The 18,232-nt window shown below is 34.5% G+C and carries 17 protein-coding genes; 11 read left to right on the plus strand and 6 right to left on the minus strand.

Annotation, left to right across the window (positions count from 1 at the left end; genetic code table 11):
* The first annotated feature begins 446 nt into the window (after positions 1-446).
* Complete coding sequence (locus Q5N69_RS11450; RefSeq protein WP_304369058.1) at positions 447-3,641, plus strand: ATP-binding protein; 3,195 nt, start codon at positions 447-449, stop codon at positions 3,639-3,641.
* A gap of 53 nt (positions 3,642-3,694) precedes the next feature.
* Here Q5N69_RS11450 and Q5N69_RS11455 read toward each other — a convergent pair whose 3' ends face one another.
* Positions 3,695-4,639 (minus strand): hypothetical protein, encoded by a 945-nt coding sequence (locus tag Q5N69_RS11455; protein ID WP_304369059.1) that lies wholly within the window; start codon positions 4,637-4,639, stop codon positions 3,695-3,697.
* 184 nt (positions 4,640-4,823) lie between these two features.
* Here Q5N69_RS11455 and Q5N69_RS11460 point away from each other — a divergent pair, with 184 nt between their 5' ends.
* The 5 genes from Q5N69_RS11460 to Q5N69_RS11480 all read left to right on the plus strand — a co-directional run bounded on the left by Q5N69_RS11460 (position 4,824) and on the right by Q5N69_RS11480 (position 9,064).
* Complete coding sequence (locus tag Q5N69_RS11460; protein WP_342866556.1) at positions 4,824-6,611, plus strand: acyl-CoA dehydrogenase C-terminal domain-containing protein; 1,788 nt, start codon at positions 4,824-4,826, stop codon at positions 6,609-6,611.
* A gap of 407 nt (positions 6,612-7,018) precedes the next feature.
* Positions 7,019-7,735 (plus strand): 1-acylglycerol-3-phosphate O-acyltransferase, encoded by a 717-nt coding sequence (locus tag Q5N69_RS11465; RefSeq protein ID WP_304369080.1) that lies wholly within the window; start codon positions 7,019-7,021, stop codon positions 7,733-7,735.
* Positions 7,732-8,082: a ribonuclease E inhibitor RraB gene (gene rraB / locus Q5N69_RS11470; RefSeq protein ID WP_304369061.1), complete on the plus strand. Its 351-nt coding sequence runs from the start codon at positions 7,732-7,734 to the stop codon at positions 8,080-8,082. The genes Q5N69_RS11465 and rraB overlap by 4 nt, the downstream gene beginning before the upstream one ends.
* Before the next feature lie 21 nt (positions 8,083-8,103).
* Entirely contained in the window at positions 8,104-8,280 is a 177-nt protein-coding gene (locus Q5N69_RS11475) for a hypothetical protein (protein WP_304369062.1), read from the plus strand.
* 562 nt (positions 8,281-8,842) lie between these two features.
* Positions 8,843-9,064, plus strand: coding sequence for a TIGR02922 family protein (locus Q5N69_RS11480; RefSeq protein WP_304369064.1), 222 nt, complete (start codon positions 8,843-8,845; stop codon positions 9,062-9,064).
* A 113-nt stretch (positions 9,065-9,177) separates the two neighbouring features.
* Here the strand turns inward: Q5N69_RS11480 and ccmE are convergent, their stop codons facing one another.
* From ccmE to ccmA, 5 genes are read right to left on the minus strand one after another with little or no spacing between them, the layout of a single operon-like run.
* Positions 9,178-9,675 (minus strand): cytochrome c maturation protein CcmE, encoded by a 498-nt coding sequence (gene ccmE / locus Q5N69_RS11485; RefSeq protein WP_304369065.1) that lies wholly within the window; start codon positions 9,673-9,675, stop codon positions 9,178-9,180.
* Positions 9,659-9,922, minus strand: coding sequence for a heme exporter protein CcmD (ccmD, locus tag Q5N69_RS11490; protein WP_304369066.1), 264 nt, complete (start codon positions 9,920-9,922; stop codon positions 9,659-9,661). The genes ccmE and ccmD overlap by 17 nt, the downstream gene beginning before the upstream one ends.
* Complete coding sequence (locus tag Q5N69_RS11495) at positions 9,922-10,668, minus strand: heme ABC transporter permease (protein WP_304369067.1); 747 nt, start codon at positions 10,666-10,668, stop codon at positions 9,922-9,924. The genes ccmD and Q5N69_RS11495 overlap by 1 nt, the downstream gene beginning before the upstream one ends.
* A gap of 1 nt (position 10,669) precedes the next feature.
* A complete protein-coding gene (gene ccmB / locus Q5N69_RS11500) occupies positions 10,670-11,374 on the minus strand; it encodes a heme exporter protein CcmB (RefSeq protein WP_304369068.1) in 705 nt (234 codons plus the stop codon).
* A 36-nt stretch (positions 11,375-11,410) separates the two neighbouring features.
* Positions 11,411-12,064, minus strand: coding sequence for a cytochrome c biogenesis heme-transporting ATPase CcmA (ccmA, locus tag Q5N69_RS11505; RefSeq protein ID WP_304369069.1), 654 nt, complete (start codon positions 12,062-12,064; stop codon positions 11,411-11,413).
* Positions 12,065-12,450: 386 nt separating this feature from the next.
* Here ccmA and Q5N69_RS11510 point away from each other — a divergent pair, with 386 nt between their 5' ends.
* Genes Q5N69_RS11510 through hemH form a run of 5 tightly spaced genes read left to right on the plus strand, consistent with a single transcriptional unit; the run spans position 12,451 to position 17,801 of the window.
* The gene (locus tag Q5N69_RS11510; protein ID WP_304369070.1) at positions 12,451-14,451 is read left to right on the plus strand and encodes a heme lyase CcmF/NrfE family subunit; all 2,001 of its coding nucleotides are present in this window, start codon (positions 12,451-12,453) and stop codon (positions 14,449-14,451) included.
* Entirely contained in the window at positions 14,451-14,999 is a 549-nt protein-coding gene (locus Q5N69_RS11515) for a DsbE family thiol:disulfide interchange protein (protein WP_304369071.1), read from the plus strand. Before Q5N69_RS11510 ends, Q5N69_RS11515 begins: the two co-directional genes overlap by 1 nt.
* The gene (locus Q5N69_RS11520; RefSeq protein ID WP_304369072.1) at positions 14,999-15,481 is read left to right on the plus strand and encodes a cytochrome c-type biogenesis protein; all 483 of its coding nucleotides are present in this window, start codon (positions 14,999-15,001) and stop codon (positions 15,479-15,481) included. Before Q5N69_RS11515 ends, Q5N69_RS11520 begins: the two co-directional genes overlap by 1 nt.
* 4 nt (positions 15,482-15,485) lie before the next feature.
* Positions 15,486-16,757 carry a c-type cytochrome biogenesis protein CcmI gene (gene ccmI, locus Q5N69_RS11525; RefSeq protein WP_304369074.1) on the plus strand — a complete coding sequence of 424 codons (1,272 nt, stop codon included), beginning with the start codon at positions 15,486-15,488 and terminating at the stop codon, positions 16,755-16,757.
* 24 nt (positions 16,758-16,781) lie between these two features.
* On the plus strand, positions 16,782-17,801 hold the full coding sequence (hemH, locus tag Q5N69_RS11530) for a ferrochelatase (RefSeq protein ID WP_304369076.1): 1,020 nt from the start codon (positions 16,782-16,784) through the stop codon (positions 17,799-17,801).
* The last annotated feature ends 431 nt before the right edge of the window (positions 17,802-18,232 follow it).

Consider the following 18,232-nt stretch of genomic DNA (forward strand, 5'->3'; position numbering starts at 1 on the left):
CAACTTTATGTTATTTGTAATGTTAAAATTATTATTTTAGTTGGACGCAACCTTTGCACAAAGTAGACCATTATTTTTAAAGCTTTTAAATCAATAATTTAATTTTGTTTCTCACCAAGATGAATACTTGTTTGCACCTTGTTTGTGCTTTTGTTTTGTGTTGGTGTGTTGTTTTGGTGCATAGTGGCTTGATTTGGTCTTATTTGGTGAGAAGCTTTTGAACGGTAGGTTTTATCGAGGTTAAAGTCTTGTTTAGGGGGGAGTTAAACGTATAATTATATTATTAAGCACCACTTTGAACTTCTGTTTGGTATATCATATATCTAATAATGCCATGATTATTAAGAAACATAATCACTTCGTAATTTAATGTAATGGTATAATATGTTGAACTGCTCAATAATAACTTAGAACAATGTCGTTAGATAATTAGGAATATTTAATTCGTGTTAACCGAAGTAGAAAAAAGCAAAGTCTTTAGCCAATACAATTTACTGGTTGTTGTTGTTTTTTTACTGATTGTTTTTTCTGCGTTTTTTATTTCTACATTTCGATATTTTTCAGATCTCACAGAATTAAAAAAGCAAGAGATTGAAGTTTTAAATCAACAAGTACATAAAGTTAATGATCTTTTATCCTCAAATGTTAACGCACTAAAAGACATTCAAAAATTTGCCAATTATTATTTAAAATACCCGCAAGAATTACTGACTAAAACACCATTACTTTCGCAACAAGGCGAACACTATTCTATTCAATACCGTCACTATGATGTTCTAGATCATAAAGATTATGTGCGCAATAATATTACCGGTATAGGCGATATTAAGCTTCTCAGTAAAGCTCACAAAGAAGAGTTGGCGATGGCGAATATGTTAACGCCAGCTTTTGTTAGTACCAAGCAGGCCAATAAAGAAGCTGTCTGGCTTTATTATGTGTCTAAAAAAAGGTTTGTCAGTATTTACCCGTCTATTAATCGAAATAGTTGGCATTATAACGATGCTTTATTAGAAGGCGAGCACGCACAAAAAATACTAGAAACAAAGCTGGAAGATAAGTCAGTGATATGGTCAACCCCATATTCTGGTACTGCTGACACAGGCCTTAATACTTCTATTGGGATTGGTGTCTTTAATCAGTCAGAAATAGCAGGCATTATATTTATGGATATTAGCCTTGCACGCCTAAAACAAAAACTTAATACAACAAATAATAAAAATACTGGTTTGTTAATACTTGATCGTAATAACAATGTATTAATCCATAACGCCATAAATAATGAGATAGTTAAAACCATAGGGTCATGGAAAGAACAAGCACCAACAAGTTTGTCATCATTAACTAATGAAGAAATAAATGATTTAGGTGTTTATCAAGAGATAAATGATTTACTAGTACAGAAACAAATTTTACCTATTAATGGTTGGAAGGTTATTACATATCAATCATATGAAGATTTTAAAGAGCCTTTATTAACACACTACGTTATGAGCTTTTGTATTTTATTCATTGGATTATTTATCTTTCTAGTTGTTGTGTATTTACTCACACATTTTACTTTTGTAAAACCAACCAAACGCTTTATAAGCCATATTGAATATTGTGCTCAAGGTGATCCTGGTAAAATAAAACCTACAAGCGATTGGTTACGTTGGTATCAAGTAGTCGAAAATATTTTTGGGCAGAACAGAAGTTTATTACAACGTTTAACGGACCAAAATTTATTATTAGATTCTATCGTTAATGAAAAAACAAAAGAGTTACAAGAGAAAATTGTTCAGCATGAACGTGATTACGCTCTACTAACTTCTGTTATGAATGCGATACCTGAATATATTATCTTTACGAATACAGAAGGTAATATTGTTGGTTTTAATAATGCCTTTGGTGAGTTCATTGGGAAAACTCGGGAAGACGTATTAGGGCACAAAGCGAATGAAATTATTCTTAACGAACTCGGTACAGAATTAACCAAGCTGAGTACCTCTCCTCAGGTTAAAAATGGTCTACAAAGTATTATTCAAACTGGTAATAGTACTTACGATATCTATTGTTCAAATATCCATAGTGATACGGGTATTGAAGTCGGTACTATAGATATTATTCGAGATGTTACTACGCAATATGCAACACAAGCTGTGTTAGAAAAAACTAAAGATCAAGCTGAGTTTGCTAACAAAGCTAAGAGTCAATTCTTAGCTAATATGAGTCACGAAATTAGAACCCCAATTAATGCCATACAAGGCATGATCACTTTATTAGGTCGTTCAGAGTTAACCAATAATCAACGCCTGCATATTGATAATGCCTACGGCGCCTCAAAGTCCCTCTTATATTTAGTTGACCAACTTCTCGACCTTGCAAAGATTGAGTCGGGTGAAATGACTATAGTTAAAGAAAGAACCAGTATTGATTCTATTATAGATAAAGCCATCAAGCTTAATATTGGTATGATCAACAAAAAGCAGTTAGACATTTTTGTTGATATATCTCCATCTGTACCTTTATTTATTGAAACAGACGAGATGCGCTTAATACAGGTAATTACTAACTTATTGCAAAATTCAGTTAAATTTACTGAAACAGGTAGCATTACAATAACGCTTGATATAATTAATCAAAATGTTCTGTGTTTTAAAGTTAAAGATACTGGTATAGGGATCGCGCTAGAAAAGCAGTCACACCTATTTGAAGCTTTCAAACAAGCTGACGATTCTATGACTAGACGCTACGGTGGTTCAGGGTTAGGTTTATCTATTTGTCAGCAAATAGTTGAGTTACTTGGTGGTGATATCTCGCTTGAAAGTGAAATTTATCAAGGTTGTGAATTTACCGTTGAATTACCATTTGTAGCAAGCGATGAAACTACTCAACATCTTGCATCTAGATCTTTAACTATCTACAACTACGGTATTACACTTCCTAAAAATATTCTTGAATCTATAAAAACATTAGGTTGGAGTTATCAAGATATTATAACGTTAGAGCAAATTGAGATTTTACCTAAAGATGAAAGTATTGTTCTGCTGGCACCTCAAGCGAGCTTGCAAGATATTTCAGTCACAAACACTCAAGACATGATTGAACTGTTGTGTGTTTTTCAAAATAAAGATCAAAGTACAAATACACAAGAACCTATACTAGATGAGCTGACGGTGCCTTATATTATACAAGAACAGCCGTTATATCGACATATGTTACTTTCAATTAGTAAAACCCTATCTCGAATCAAAAAAACAGCGCTATCAGAAAATAAACAACAAGAAGAAAACTTAGCGGGTATAAAAGTATTACTTGTTGAAGATAATTTGGTAAATCAACTCGTAGCGAAAGAGTTGTTAGTTAGTATGAGAGCTGAAGTTACAATTGCCGAAAACGGTAAAGTCGCACTCGATTTATTAGAAAAAAATACGATTGATATTGTATTAATGGATATACAAATGCCTGTTATGGATGGTTTAACCGCTACTCGGCTTATTCGAGAGCAAGAAAAATATAAGAACCTACCTATTATTGCGATGACAGCACATGCAAGAGAAGAAGACCGAGACAATTCACTTGCCGCAGGTATGAATCTGCACATGGCTAAGCCTGTTAGATATGAATCTTTATTGAGTCAAATTTTAACGTTATTGAAATAATAGCCATTAGCAATTCTTACCTTTAATGGCTCAGTAGTAAATAATTGCTAAGATTAATGAAATATTTCCGCGGTATAAAGTCCTTGAGATATCGCAAGTTCAGAAGCTTCATCTAATCTTCCTAAAGCAAGTGATGCAGGCCCTGTAGGTTCACCTAAAAGGTAGCTTGTCCCATCCACAGTAATAGTAGTCTCATCACCTTTAGCGAGCGCATCTATTCCTATTAATGCATGATTATCGATAAAAACTAACACCATTTTTATTCTTGGCATTAATGTGCGCAGTATCGCTGCGGTCAAAGTAACTTTACTGTCACAATCTCCTTGATTCTCCCACAGTAACTTCAATGGTGGATTAAACCCAGCACCCGATGAATCAACTCTTGATTCTAATGGTGAATACGGAATGCTTTGAACAAAGGCTAAAACGTAGTCGGTTGCTTGACGAATGTTTTTAATCGACACTTTCTCTAAAATAAGAGGTTTTAGTGGTTTCATGTCTTCAGCCGACAAGCTAGCAAAAGTAGCATGATCAGGTTTAATTGCATGTACTTGGTCATAAGTAGTAAAAGTCTGATACCAATGCTTCTTCATATAAGCATCCGTATATTCCTTGTTAAGTTCAGCCACTTTGCTTTCAGCTTTCTTAATTGAACCCATGTTAGTGCCTTTAGCAACAATATTACCTGTTTGATTGTCATAATTAATGCTCACATCATCGATTGGATTCTTATTGAAGTATCTAACGACTCTCCTACTAATATATTTTGCAGCTAACTCAGGCTTATATACTTTGAAGTTTCTGAACTTATTAAATAACGATGTTTTTTCTAAGGAAAACACCATAGTTTGAGGTTGTTGCTGATGATCTAACCATTGATAATTAAACTGGTAAGAGTCCCCTTTTTCTACTTTACTGAAGTGGAGTTGTTGCCCATTAACGGTATGAGAAAAAAGCACTAATAATACGGGGATAAATAAATGCCTGATATGACTCATCCTAGATAGTTTACCTTTAAAGTTTCTATTCTTAATTTAAGCACTAGTTGTATTGCTAAGCAAGTTTCAACTCAGCATAGATATTTTGCTTTTGTATAATATTTATCGTAACATTAAAACAAGTGTTTTAATTGCTTGTTTCAATGTTTAGCGATTAATAATAAAATAATTTTTGTTATTGGAGATGATTGTGGCTGATTACCAAGTACCTTTAAAAGATATGAACTTTTTGTTGTTTGATGTATTCAAATTGGAAGCTTTATGGGAAAAGTTACCCACACTAGCTGATCATGTAGATCGTGAAACAACAGAAGCAATACTACAAGAATGCGCAAAAATTGCAGAGCAAGAAATTGCACCATTATCACGTACGGGTGATGAAACAGGTGTAAGTTTTAATAATGGAGTTGTAACAACAGCTCCTGGCTATAAAGAAGCTTATGCAACTTATGCTGCTGGTGGTTGGACAGCATTAGGTGGTGATGTTGAGTATGGTGGCATGGGTATGCCAAAAGTTGTGACTGCTTTTCATGAAGAAATGTTGTGTTCAGCTGATATATCGTTTTCCTTATTTCCTGGTCTTACCGCAGGTGCTGGTTTATCACTTGCTAAACACGGTAGCGATGAGTTGAAAGAAAGATACTTAACTCGTTTATATACGGGTGAGTGGACAGGCACCATGTGTTTAACAGAATCACACTCGGGTACAGACTTAGGTTTAATTCGTACTAAAGCAATCCCTCAAGAAAATGGTAGCTATAAAGTTACCGGCACTAAAATATTTATCACAGGTGGTGAGCATGACCTTACTGAAAATATTGTTCATTTAGTTTTAGCTAAATTACCTGATGCTCCTGCTGGTCCTAAAGGTATTTCACTTTTCCTTGTTCCTAAATTTAAGGTGAATGATGATGAAAGTATTGGTGAGGCTAACAATGTAAGTTGTGGCTCTATTGAACATAAAATGGGAATTCACGCTTCGGCAACATGTGTAATGAACTTCGATGAGTCTGAAGGTTACTTAATTGGTGAAGTGAATAAAGGCCTTAATTGCATGTTCACCATGATGAATTTCGAACGCATTGGTGTTGGTATTCAAGGTATAGGTGCTGCGGCAAAGTCTTATCAAAATGCGCTTGAATACGCCAAAGATCGATTGCAAGGTCGTTCATTAACGGGTGTAAAAAATCCAGATGCTGTTGCAGATTCAATTATGGTTCATGGTGATGTTCGAAGAATGTTATTAAACATGAAAGCTTTAACTGAAGGTTCAAGAGCCTTATCTACCTATATCTCAATGCAATTAGATATTTCTACCTATGGTGAAGGTGAGTTTAAGAAAAAGGGCGAAGCATTAGCAGCATTAATGACGCCTTTAGCTAAAGCCTTTTTTACCGATATGGGTTTTGATAGCACGATTACTGGACAGCAAGTTTTTGGTGGCCATGGTTATATTCGAGAGTGGGGCCAAGAACAATTAGTACGAGATACTCGTATTTCTCAAATATATGAAGGCACCAACGGTGTTCAAGCAATGGATTTACTTGCTCGAAAAGTTGCCGGTAGTAAAGGCGAGTTAATGAAGATCTTTATTGAAGAGGTTAGAGAATATATTGATACAACTTCTGCAACTAAGATGGAACAGTTTATCACGCCATTAAAAACCTCTATTGATGATTTAGAAAGCTTAACGCAAGAAATATTACTAGCAGCGAGTAAAAATACAGAAGAATTAGGTACTGCAGCAAACGATTACCTTCATGTATTTGGTTATACCGCTATGGCTTATATTTGGGCGAGAATGGCAGAAGAAGCGTTTACTAAAGAAGATTCAAGCGATAACTTCTACGCAAGTAAAATTAAAACAGCACAGTTTTATTTCGCGAAATTATTACCGCGTAGGATCTCATTAATTGAATCGATAAAAGCTGGTAGTAATACCTTGTTTGATATGGAAGACGAACTGTTTTAATTAAATAATTCGATTCTGGCTATCACCAAGTTAAACAAATGAATACAACTGACAAAGCTCATAAGGTAAAACTTGTGAGTTTTTTTATTGGTTGATGAGAAAGCTAAAATGTACCCAACTTATTGTTTCTGTACTTATTAGAAAAGTATAACTACTTTTAAAACAGAGAGGATTTTAAGTATTACTATATAAAATAGTTAAGCAACAGGGTATGAAGATAGTACTAAGTTCACATTAGTGTTGAGTTTAATTATCAAATTATTATTCCTCTTTGAGCAATACTTAGCTTCTAATTTAATAGAATATGTGGCTAATAACTAATGTACTAATTGATTAATTTAAGGGGTATACTAGCGCCCTTAAATTTTATGTAGGGTATAAATTTGTTAGCGATTCTTAGAATACTGTTGATTACCATTGCACTGGTACTTATATGTATATTTTCATGCATATTTTGTCTCTTCAGACCTTTTCATAAAAATAATGCCCACTTAACATGTGCTTACTTAGCTAAAGTCACAAAATTATTAGGAGTAGATATAGAGGTTAGAATCACTGATTCGATTAAAAACCTCAATTCTGTGGTGTACATTTGTAACCATCAAAATACTTGGGATATGTTCACTCTAGCTAGAGCTGTTCGACCAAATACAGTAAGTGTGGGTAAAAAGAGTTTAAAATGGATCCCTTTTTTCGGACAAATGTACTGGTTAACAGGTAATATTCTAATTGATCGTAAAAATAGCAGCAAAGCTAAAAGCACCATAGCTCAAACAGCCAATAAAATTAATACTGATGGTTTATCTGTTTGGCTTTTTCCTGAAGGTACACGTAGTAACGGTAAAGGTATTCTTCCTTTTAAAACCGGCGCTTTTCGTACTGCACAGCAAGCAAATGTTCCTGTATTGCCTATTTGTGCAAGTAGTACAAATAATATTAAATTAAACCGTTGGGATAACGGAAAAATTATTATCGAATTTTTAGCTCCTATTGAAATTGATAATGAAACAACTGAAAAAAATGACACAATTAGATCAGTCACTCAAAAAGCACACAAAATGATCACTGATAAATTTAATGAACTTAATGCAGAAGTAAAAGCAGAGATAGAGAGTAAACAATGATTGAAGATGAATTACAGCAATGGTTAACTCACACTGAGAACTTAATTGCCGACCTTATAGAAGATGAAACAAATGAAGAAGTTGATCACACCATTGAACATCATTTTTCTAGTGCCAACTTTGAGTTATTAGAAGCTGCTGCTGTAACCGCATTTAAAAAAGGTTATGACGTTGAGGAGCCTGAGGAAGCTGAAACTGATAGTGGTGAAAAGGTTTTTGCATTCGATATAATTACAGAACAACCTCTTGAAGTAGATATTATTTCAGAAGAGACTAAGTTAATGTTTCAATTGGCTAAACAATGTAAAGTAGATTATGATGGCTGGGGAACATATTTCGAAGAATAAGATTTTTCAAGGAATGATACAATGGAATGGATCAATAATATTATAGATTCGGTTACTTTATCGGAACTAATACCTCATATGCTTATTGTTGCAATTATCGCTGTTATTGGCGCTTTTGGAATGTCGGCTTTTAGAGCTCATTATAAGCACCTTGAAAGGTTAGAAAAAATTAAGCAGGGCTTAGATCCTGACTGCTAAATAACTCCAAGCTACACACTGATATCCGCTATAGCTAGCTAATAAGCGCTGTTTATTTATCTTCATAAAAAATAGCGCTCATCCCATCTTGCTGCCAACCTTAAACTTATCATCCTAAGCCATATTTATAATTGACAGATTTATAAGTAACCCCAAAGGTATTTCATATTTAAAATCTTGGATTTTTTGTATTAGACATCATATCTCAACCGAGTTGAGGTCATTCTTCAATAGTCTTCATTTAATTTTAATTCAGGCTATTTAGCTACTTATGCACTAAACTTAAATATCAAGGTAATAAGTTTTTAAAGCATCTTTTAACTCTTTGTCTATATTGCTCCAGTGTTTCCATTAATATATTGTTAAATAAGGATTTTTAAATTGCAGATTGTATGCAATTAGTTCTGGTAATTTATTAATATTTATATAATTATAGAAATGAAGTTTTAATGATGTAAATCTACACAGATAGGTTATGCATTAATTCATGTCGAAAAGGGATATTCGCCTAGGTATTTAACCAAAACTGAAAATAATTCAGTTAAATAAATTAGGAAAGATAATGTCCCACTCTCAACAACGCACAGTAACAGTTATATATTACATTGAAGGCTCATTAGAGTTAAAGCATGACGTTTGTTCGTTTGAAGAAAACTTAAATGGTCGAGTGGTCATTCCGAACGACTTTAAACAAGATAAATCAATAATTGCTGTTTGTGATGGTGAGATAGAGATTCTAAATAAAGTGGGAGAGCGTATTTTGTCTGTAGAGTATGTTGCTTAACAAGTTAAAAATATAATTGTTATTTGAATAAAACACTTATTAAACTTAATGTTTTTATAAAGTAATGAAGTCCTATACAGGTAGTAAAGAACTTCATTATATTTATTAGCGTTTTAATAACCTTTAGCGGTTGCTTCCATACTTGTTTTACTACCATCCATTTCAAGTTCTTTTGGCATGTAATTCTCATCATGCTTAGCTAAAACTTCAGTGGCTTCAATAATATAACCATCAGTATTTAACACACCATTAGCTACAATACCTTGTCCTTCCCTAAACAAATCAGGCAAGATCCCATCATATTTAACAGTGATCATAGGATCATTTTCGTCAAAGGTGATTGGCATTTTCATATCAGCTAATTTGAATGCGATTTTTAGACTATTCTCATCACGTTTAACTGAACCAGGAACAACTAATCCACCAATTCTTAAACGCTGCCCGTTAATCGCTTTTGTGCCGGTGCCTTCTTTACCATTATAAATTTCAGATGGTTTATAAAATAAATCAATATTTTGGCTTAAAGCGTATAACACTAAACCTGAAACAAGGCTCAATGCAATAAGGATAGATGCAACAATGGTTAATCGTTTTTTACGGCGTGGATTCATTAGTTTTCTCTACTACTTCTGAAGATGATAAGTTATTTTGCTTAAGCTCTTGTTGTTGCTTAGCTGCTTCTTTACGCTTTAATTCTCTGGTATAACGTTGGTTAATTGCAAGAAGTGTATTCTTATGTTTTTGTTTACTTAAAATAATAAGTAATACGATTGCTAAGGCGGTAACACCATAAGAAAGCCATACATAAAAACCATAGCCTCCCATAGCAAAAAATGCATTTATGTTCTCGAATTGCATTATTTAACTCCCTGATTAAGTACTAATTCTCTTACCCAAGGGCGCATGCTATTTCTGGATATAATTTCGCTTCTAAAGCGGATACAAGTGATTACTACAATAAGAAAAACAAAACCCATATAACAGAATATGAAAGGCCAAAGCATATCAATAGACATTGAAGGCTTACCCATTTTACTCACTGTGGCACCTTGATGCAGTGTATTCCACCATTCAACAGAATATTTAATAATAGGAATGTTAATAACTCCTACCAAAGTTAAAATCCCAGCAGCTTTACCGGCAGAGGTTTTATCTTCAAAGGCATTGTGCAAAGCAATAACCCCCAAAAACAGAAACAAAAGAATAAGTTGAGAGGTTAATCTCGCATCCCAAATCCACCATGTTCCCCACATAGGTTTGCCCCAAGCAGCACCTGTAACTAAAGACACAAAGGTAAAAACAGCACCAATAGGAGCTAATGCAGCAGCAGAGGCGTCAGCAAGCCTTAATTGCCAAACTAAGCTACATAAAGCTGCTATTGCCATTCCAACATAAATACCCATAGATAGCGTTGCTGTAGGTACATGAATATAGAAAATTCTGAAGCTGTCGCCTTGTTGGTAATCAGCTGGCGCAAAAAGTAAAGCCCAGGTAATACCAATCGTTAATAAAGCGATTGTTAAAGCGCTAAACCAAGGGATTATTCTACCCGTTAAATGGTAGGTTGTTTCTGGGTTTGCGTAAGGATGTAACCATTTCCACATGTTAGTTTGTACTCACTTTTAAAGCTGATGAAACAGCAAAAGGGGCTAAGGTTAATGTTGTAAAAAATAGCGCGGCAATTATAGCAAGCTGCCCTGTAAAAGGTAAGTTCATTGCAGCAGTATCAATAGCGCTTGTAGCAAATATCAGTACAGGAATATATAAAGGTAATATGAGTAAGCTAAGTAATACTCCTCCTTTTTTTATACCAACGGTTAGTGCTACACCTATTGCGCCAATTAAACTTAATATGGGGGTACCTAATAAAAGCGTAAGCATAAGTGCGCCATAGCTGTTTTCATTCAAATGTAATAACACTGCTAATAATGGTGCGATAAAGATGAGAGGTAAACCTGTTAGTAACCAATGAGATGTTATTTTGGCAAGGACTAAAATAAAAATAGGATGAGGGCTCAACAACATTTGCTCTAACGAACCATCGTTATAATCTGATTTAAATAATCTGTCTAACGACAAAAGTGTCGATAATAAAGCTGCCACCCAAATAATACCGGGAGCGATACGAGATAATGTATTTATTTCAGGACCAATACCTAACGGGAAAAGGGTGATAACTATAATGAAAAATAAAATAGGATTAACCACATCATCTTTATGTCTGAAGGCAATGGTGAGATCACGCTTGAGTATAAGCATAAAAGCAGAGCGATAAGACAAGTTATTTAAATTTTGAATGTTATCTGTCATTTTACTTATTGCTCTATATTATTTATCAATAAACACTTAAAAGAAGCGATATTCTAAAGTGATTTTCTTTAATCGATCTACTGGTAACTCTAAATCTTGGTGTGTAGTTAAAATCACACATCCACCATTATCAGCATGAGCCAAAAGTAGCGACTCTAAGGTTTTAACTCCTGCCTTATCGATAGCCGTAAAGGGTTCATCTAGAATCCAAATGGGGGCTTTTGTTTGCCACAGCTGAGCCAAAGCAATCCTACGGTGTTGTCCTGCACTTAAATGAGATGCTAAAGAGTCTTCAAAGCCTAATAAGTTAACTTTTCTTAAAGTCTCTTCGGCTAAATCGGCTGATATTCCTTGCATAGCTAAATTAAAAGCTAAATTTTCTTGCGCCGTCATCTCACCTTTAACACCAGGTAAATGACCTAAATAGAGTAAGTTTTGATGAAAATCTTCACGGACTTTGTTTATGTTTTTTTCTCTAAACAATACATCACCTTCATAAGGCGATGACAAGCCGGCTAGAATTCGAAGTAAACTAGTTTTTCCTGCGCCATTTGGTCCTTCTATTTGAACAATCTCTCCTGGATGAATTTTCAGGTCTAATGTTTCAAATAGAATACGCTCTTCTCTAATACATGTAAGATTTTTAGCAGATATTAAAGGAGTCGACGTGTTGTTCTGAATTGTTGGCAAAGAAAAATCCAAATAAGAGACGTTAATATATTGTTTGATGTAAATCACACCAAATTTATCAGCATTATCATACTATAAAGGCTGGTATAGCAACAGTTCGAAATATAATTGTATATTATCGACAACTTTAATGAATATTAATGAAGGTAAATGCTAGAATAATGGCAATTTTTAGGCTTGAAGGGCTGAAAAATAGGTATTTATATAAGTTTGTTTGTCATAAGTTTTTACACTTTTTTTGTATGGGCAAGACAAATACCTTTTAAAATGCAATTCAAATTATTTGTTTGAGTAAGTATTAAGTTTTTGCTTAATTCGTTGCTTAATTAGTTGTATAGCGCGACCTACCTTACTAGGTACAAAGAACGATAAATTCGGAGAAATAAATGATACCTGAACTAGGGCACTTTGCTCTTATAATTGGTTTAGCTTTTGCTATTTGCTTAAGCATAGTACCTTTGGTTGGCGTTGTTACTAAACAGCAACAACTCATAACTTATGCTAAACCATTAACCTTTGGGATGTTCGCCTTTGTAGCAATTAGTATTATTACTTTAGGTTATAGCTTTGTTACCGACGATTTCTCTGTGCTTTATATTGCAGGTCATTCAAATAGTCATTTACCTTATTATTTCAAAATTAGTGCTGTTTGGGGCGGACATGAAGGTTCATTACTGCTGTGGGTATTCTCATTAACAGCCTGGACAGCAGCTGTTGCTAAATTTAGTGACGGTATTGAAGATGCATTTATTGCCCGTGTTTTATCTGTATTAGGCATGGTTGTTGTTGGCTTTGCTGTATTTACTTTATTAACCTCTAATCCATTCGAACGTATTTGGCCTAATGTTCCATTAGAAGGTCGTGATTTAAATCCATTACTTCAAGATGTTGGTTTAATTATTCATCCGCCGTTGCTATATATGGGCTATGTTGGTTTTTCTGTTGCTTTTGCTTTTGCTGTAGCGGCTTTAATGTGCGGTAAATTAGATGCCGCTTGGGCTCGATGGGCTCGTCCTTGGACAGTAGGTGCTTGGGTTTTCTTAACTGCTGGTATTGCGTTAGGAAGCTGGTGGGCATATTACGAGCTTGGCTGGGGCGGTTGGTGGTTCTGGGATCCAGTAGAAAATGCTTCATTTATGCCATGGTTAGTGGGAACTGCACTTATCCATTCATTAGCAGTAACTGAGAAACGAGGTACTTTTAGAAACTGGACTGTACTCCTATCAATATTTGCATTTAGCTTAAGTTTATTAGGAACCTTTATTGTTCGTTCAGGTGTTATTACTTCTGTACATTCATTTGCTGCTGATCCAGGTCGCGGTTTATTTATATTGATGTTATTAGGTATAGCTGTTGGTGGTTCATTAACCTTGTTTGCTATTAGAGCATCTAATGTTGCCAGCTTTAGCCGTTTTGCCTTTTACTCAAGAGAAACAGCGTTACTTATTTGTAATGTTATTCTGGTTATCGCTGCTGTTACCGTACTACTCGGAACCTTATATCCATTATTAGTTGATGCGTTAGGTTACGGAAAAATATCTGTTGGACCTCCTTATTTTAATGCGGTATTTGTTCCAATAATGAGTTTACTCTTCATTGTGATGGGCATTGGCCCTATGATCCGCTGGAAAAAAGCTAAAAAAGGTGAGTTACGTAAACAGTTATTTTCACCTTCAATTATTAGTGTTGTTGTAGGTTTAGCTTTTCCATTTTTATACGGTGGGGAATTTGATGCCTGGGTCGCTATGGGGATCACCTTAGCTTGTTGGGTTGAACTTGTTGTATTAAAAGAACTATACAATAACGCTAAAAATAGTGATGGGACTCTAACTTGGTCACGTTTAACTCTTAGCCAAATAGGGATGACATTAGCGCATAAAGGTATTGCCATAACGATTGTTGGCGTGACACTTGTTTCTACGTACGAAACGGAAACCAACATAAAAATGTCACAGGGAGAAACTTCTTATATCTCTGGCTACGATATTAAATTTAACGGTGTGAAAGATGTTAAAGGGCCAAACTACTCGGCAGTACAGGGGCAAATTGAAGTTTATAAAGATGGTGAGTTTGTCAGCTTATTACAACCAGAGAGACGTACTTATTTAGTACAAACAATGGGAATGACAGAAGCAGCTATTGATCCAGGTTTATTTAGAGATGTATATGTCGCATTAGGCGATCCTCTACCTAATAATGCTTGGGCTGTTCGTGTTCACTATAAACCATTTGTTAGATGGATTTGGTTCGGTGCTATTTTTATGTCAATTGGTGGTCTATTTACGATATTAGATAAACGCTATCGTAGAAGGAAAACGGTTAAGAAAAAAGCTACTAGCTTACAATATTCAAATGACACAAGTGCAAAAATAGCAGGAGCGGAATAGTGAATAAAGTTATTAGGTTTATTCCTCTTATATTATTTGTTGTATTAGGTGTGGTTTTATATCGTGGTTTATCGTTAAACCCAACGGAACTTCCTTCTGCTTTAGTAGGGAAAACATTTCCTGCTTTTGCGTTATATACAGTAGAAGATGCTAAAGACTTAAAAACTAATGCTGATTTAAAAGAAGGTATTAAATTAGTTAATGTTTGGGGAACTTGGTGTCCATCTTGTCGTGCAGAACATGAGTTTTTATTGGAAATAGCGGATACAGAACGTTTTACTATTTATGGTTTAAATTATGATGACGAACGCGTATTAGCGCAAAAATGGTTAGCTAATTTAGGTAATCCTTATCAGTTTTCAATGTTTGATGAAGCAGGCAAGTTAAGTATTGATCTTGGCGTTTATGCTGCACCAGAAACCTTTGTTATTGATCATAATAATGTTATTCGTAAACGTTTTGCAGGGCCATTAGATGCAAATATTTGGCGAAATGAGTTTGAAGATTTAATTAATCAAATTCTTGCGGAACAAAAGGCAGGTAAATAATGAATACTAAATTTATAGCAATTATTACCTCAGCACTTTTATTTGTATTGATTTCATTATCATCTTCACACGTACAAGCAAGTCCTGTAGACACGTATGAATTTAAAGACGAAGTCACCAAAATTAGATTTAATGCCTTAACTAAGGAACTTCGTTGCCCTAAATGCCAAAACCAAAATTTAGCAGATTCTAATTCACCTATTGCTGCCGACTTAAGAAGAGAAGTTTATGATCTACTTAATGAAGGTAAAGCGGATATTGAAATCGTTAATTTTATGGTGGCTCGATATGGTGAGTTTGTGTTGTATCGACCTAGAGTATCTAGCCTGACTTATATTTTATGGTTTGGGCCTGCGCTCTTAGTACTTATAGGGATAGTAGTGGTTGTTATGGTCATTCGTAAAAAGCCTAAAATACAAGCTGAAGAAACGCTCTCTGCTGAACAGCAAAGTAAACTTGATAACTTACTAAAAGAAAAATAAATTCATGCCTGAACTCATTATATTTACTGTCGTTTTTCTTCTTCTCATACTCATTGTAGTGTGGGGACATTTTATTAAACGCAATAACAAAACAATTATCGTAAATAACTCAGACCGTGACGATACCAATGTTACTCTCTATCACGAACATAAAGCCGAAATTGAAAATGATTTCAAACAAGGTCGTATAGATGATGAAAATTACCAGTACTTAATTGCAGAGTTAGATAAAAGCCTACTTCAAGACATAGAAGAAAATAAAAAAGCTTCTTCTAATGAAGTTATTGAGAACAAAACCATATCAATAATTTGGCCAGCATCTTTAACGGTATTTGTACTCGTATTTAGTTTTTGGATGTATAACTTTAATGGTGCTTACCAACAATTAAGCCAACCACTTAATCAACAAGCTAGTTCTGAAGATCAGGCCCAACAGATTATTGCTCAAATTAAGTCTATTATTGATTTAACAGTAAAAGAGCCTGAAAATTCTGATGCTTGGTATTCCTTAGGGCAAGCCTTTATCAACATAGGTGAGTTTAATAGAGCTGGAGAAGCTTTCGATAAAGTTATGCAAATTGAAGGTGAGTCTGCTGAGATTTATGGTGCTAAAGCTCAAGCGTTTTATTACCGAGATCAGCAAGCTATGTCTGATGATGTTAGAAATTTAATAGATAAAGCTTTAGCTTTAGATCCTACTGATGCATCAACAAATATCTTAATAGGTATGCATAACTTTAGAAACGAAAACTACTCATTGGCTATTCAACATTGGGAAACTGTTATTAATTCTAATAAAACCAATGTGCAGTCAGATGCTCTTCGTGAAGCAGTAAATGAAGCTAAAAATAGATTACAACAAGTTAATAATGAAAATGGTAGTGTTCAGGCTAATACACAAGAAGCTGCAGTTTCAGGTCCTCAATTAACAGTTAATGTTGATCTTAGTGAAGAAATTAAACAACTACTGATCCAAGGTGAAGATAAAGTCGTATTTATCTATGCAGTATCAGCAGACGCTAAACATGGCAGAATGCCTGTTGCAGCGGTTAAGTTAAAAGCCAGCGATTTACCTGTCACTATTGTTCTAGATGACAGCAAGGCTATGTCTCCTCAAGCGAAACTAAGTGATGTTCCAGCTGTGAATATATACGCTGTAGTTTCTGCTAGTGGTGGCGTAGGCGTTAAATCGGGCGACTTTAAAACAGAGTTACTTAATGCTGATGTATTATCAACAGAACCTGTATCACTTCTTATAGATACAATTGTTCCTTAAATAGGCGTTTAGGTAAAAACTATCATGGCGAGATTTTTAGGTCGTACCAAAGAACTTCATAACAAAAAAGCAAATGTCGGTGTATTGATAACCAATTTAGGTACACCTGAGGCTCCAACATCTGCTGGTTTAAGAAACTTTTTAAGAGAATTTTTATCAGATCCTCGTGTTGTAGAAATACCTCGTGTTGTTTGGATGATTATTCTGCACGGCATTATTTTACGTGTTCGACCTAAAAAGTCTGCGGCTTTATATAAATCTGTATGGACAGATGAAGGTTCACCTTTAATGGTGATCAGTAAGCAACAAGAAGTTAAAATCCGCCAATCTTTAACAGAAAAATACGGTGATGATGTTACTTTGGCACTTGCTATGCGTTATGGCGAACCAACGATAGAAAAAGCATTGAACAGTTTTCAAGAGTCAGGTGTTAATGACATCGTTATTTTACCACTATATCCACAATACTCAGGGCCCACAACGGCTTCGACCTTTGATGCGGTTGTTAAAACTATTCAAAAATGGCGTTGGATACCAAGCTTACGTTTTATTAGTGGTTATCACGATAATCCTAAATATGTTAAAGCGTTAGCTCATAGTGTAACTCAGCATATTGAACAACACGGAAAACCTGATAAATTAGTTCTTTCTTACCATGGTATGCCTAAACTTTTTTTAGAGCAGGGTGACCCGTATTATTGCTTTTGTAGTATGACAACACGTTTAGTCACTGAAGAGTTAGGCTTTGACAAAGACGACTTTGAAATGACCTTTCAATCACGTTTTGGTAAAGCTAAATGGTTAAAGCCATATACTGATGTAACTTTAGAAAAACTTGCTCAGGATGGTCATAAGCACATCGCCATTATTAGTCCTGCATTCAGCGCTGATTGTTTAGAAACATTAGAAGAATTAGAACATGAAAACCGAGCGGTATTTATGGATGCAGGCGGTGAAACCTACCATTATATTCCAGCATTAAATGACGATGAACTACATATTGAAGCTTTAGTGGATGTGATTTCTACCTCAATTAATAAGTAATATTAGCTTTATACAATGATATTAATTAGGTTTAAATTATTAAGCCTAATTAATTACCTCAATTACCTTTCCTCTTATCCAACTGATTTTCATTGTTAAGTTAAACACATCTATATGTTTTTGATTGTGAATAGAACTTTCTTTTAACATATAACACCAATGTTTCTAAAATAGATGATGAACAAGATTTATATAAGTTGTTTTTCGTTAATATAATAATTGAACTATTGTTGCACTAAGGCAAACAATCGATACAGAGATCTCGGCTTACAGTCAGGATTTTATTTATATAAAGGAAAGCGTGAAAGGGAGAGAGTTACTTCAGTGTAAGATTGAGTTTTAAATGAATTTTAGTGACCCGTCCTAATATAGGTTGACAGTCATTTAATTAAAACGCCTGATGTACTTCATTGGGCGTTTTATATTTTAAG

The organism is Pseudocolwellia sp. AS88 (assembly GCF_030551755.1).
Taxonomy (GTDB): Bacteria; Pseudomonadota; Gammaproteobacteria; order Enterobacterales; family Alteromonadaceae; genus Pseudocolwellia.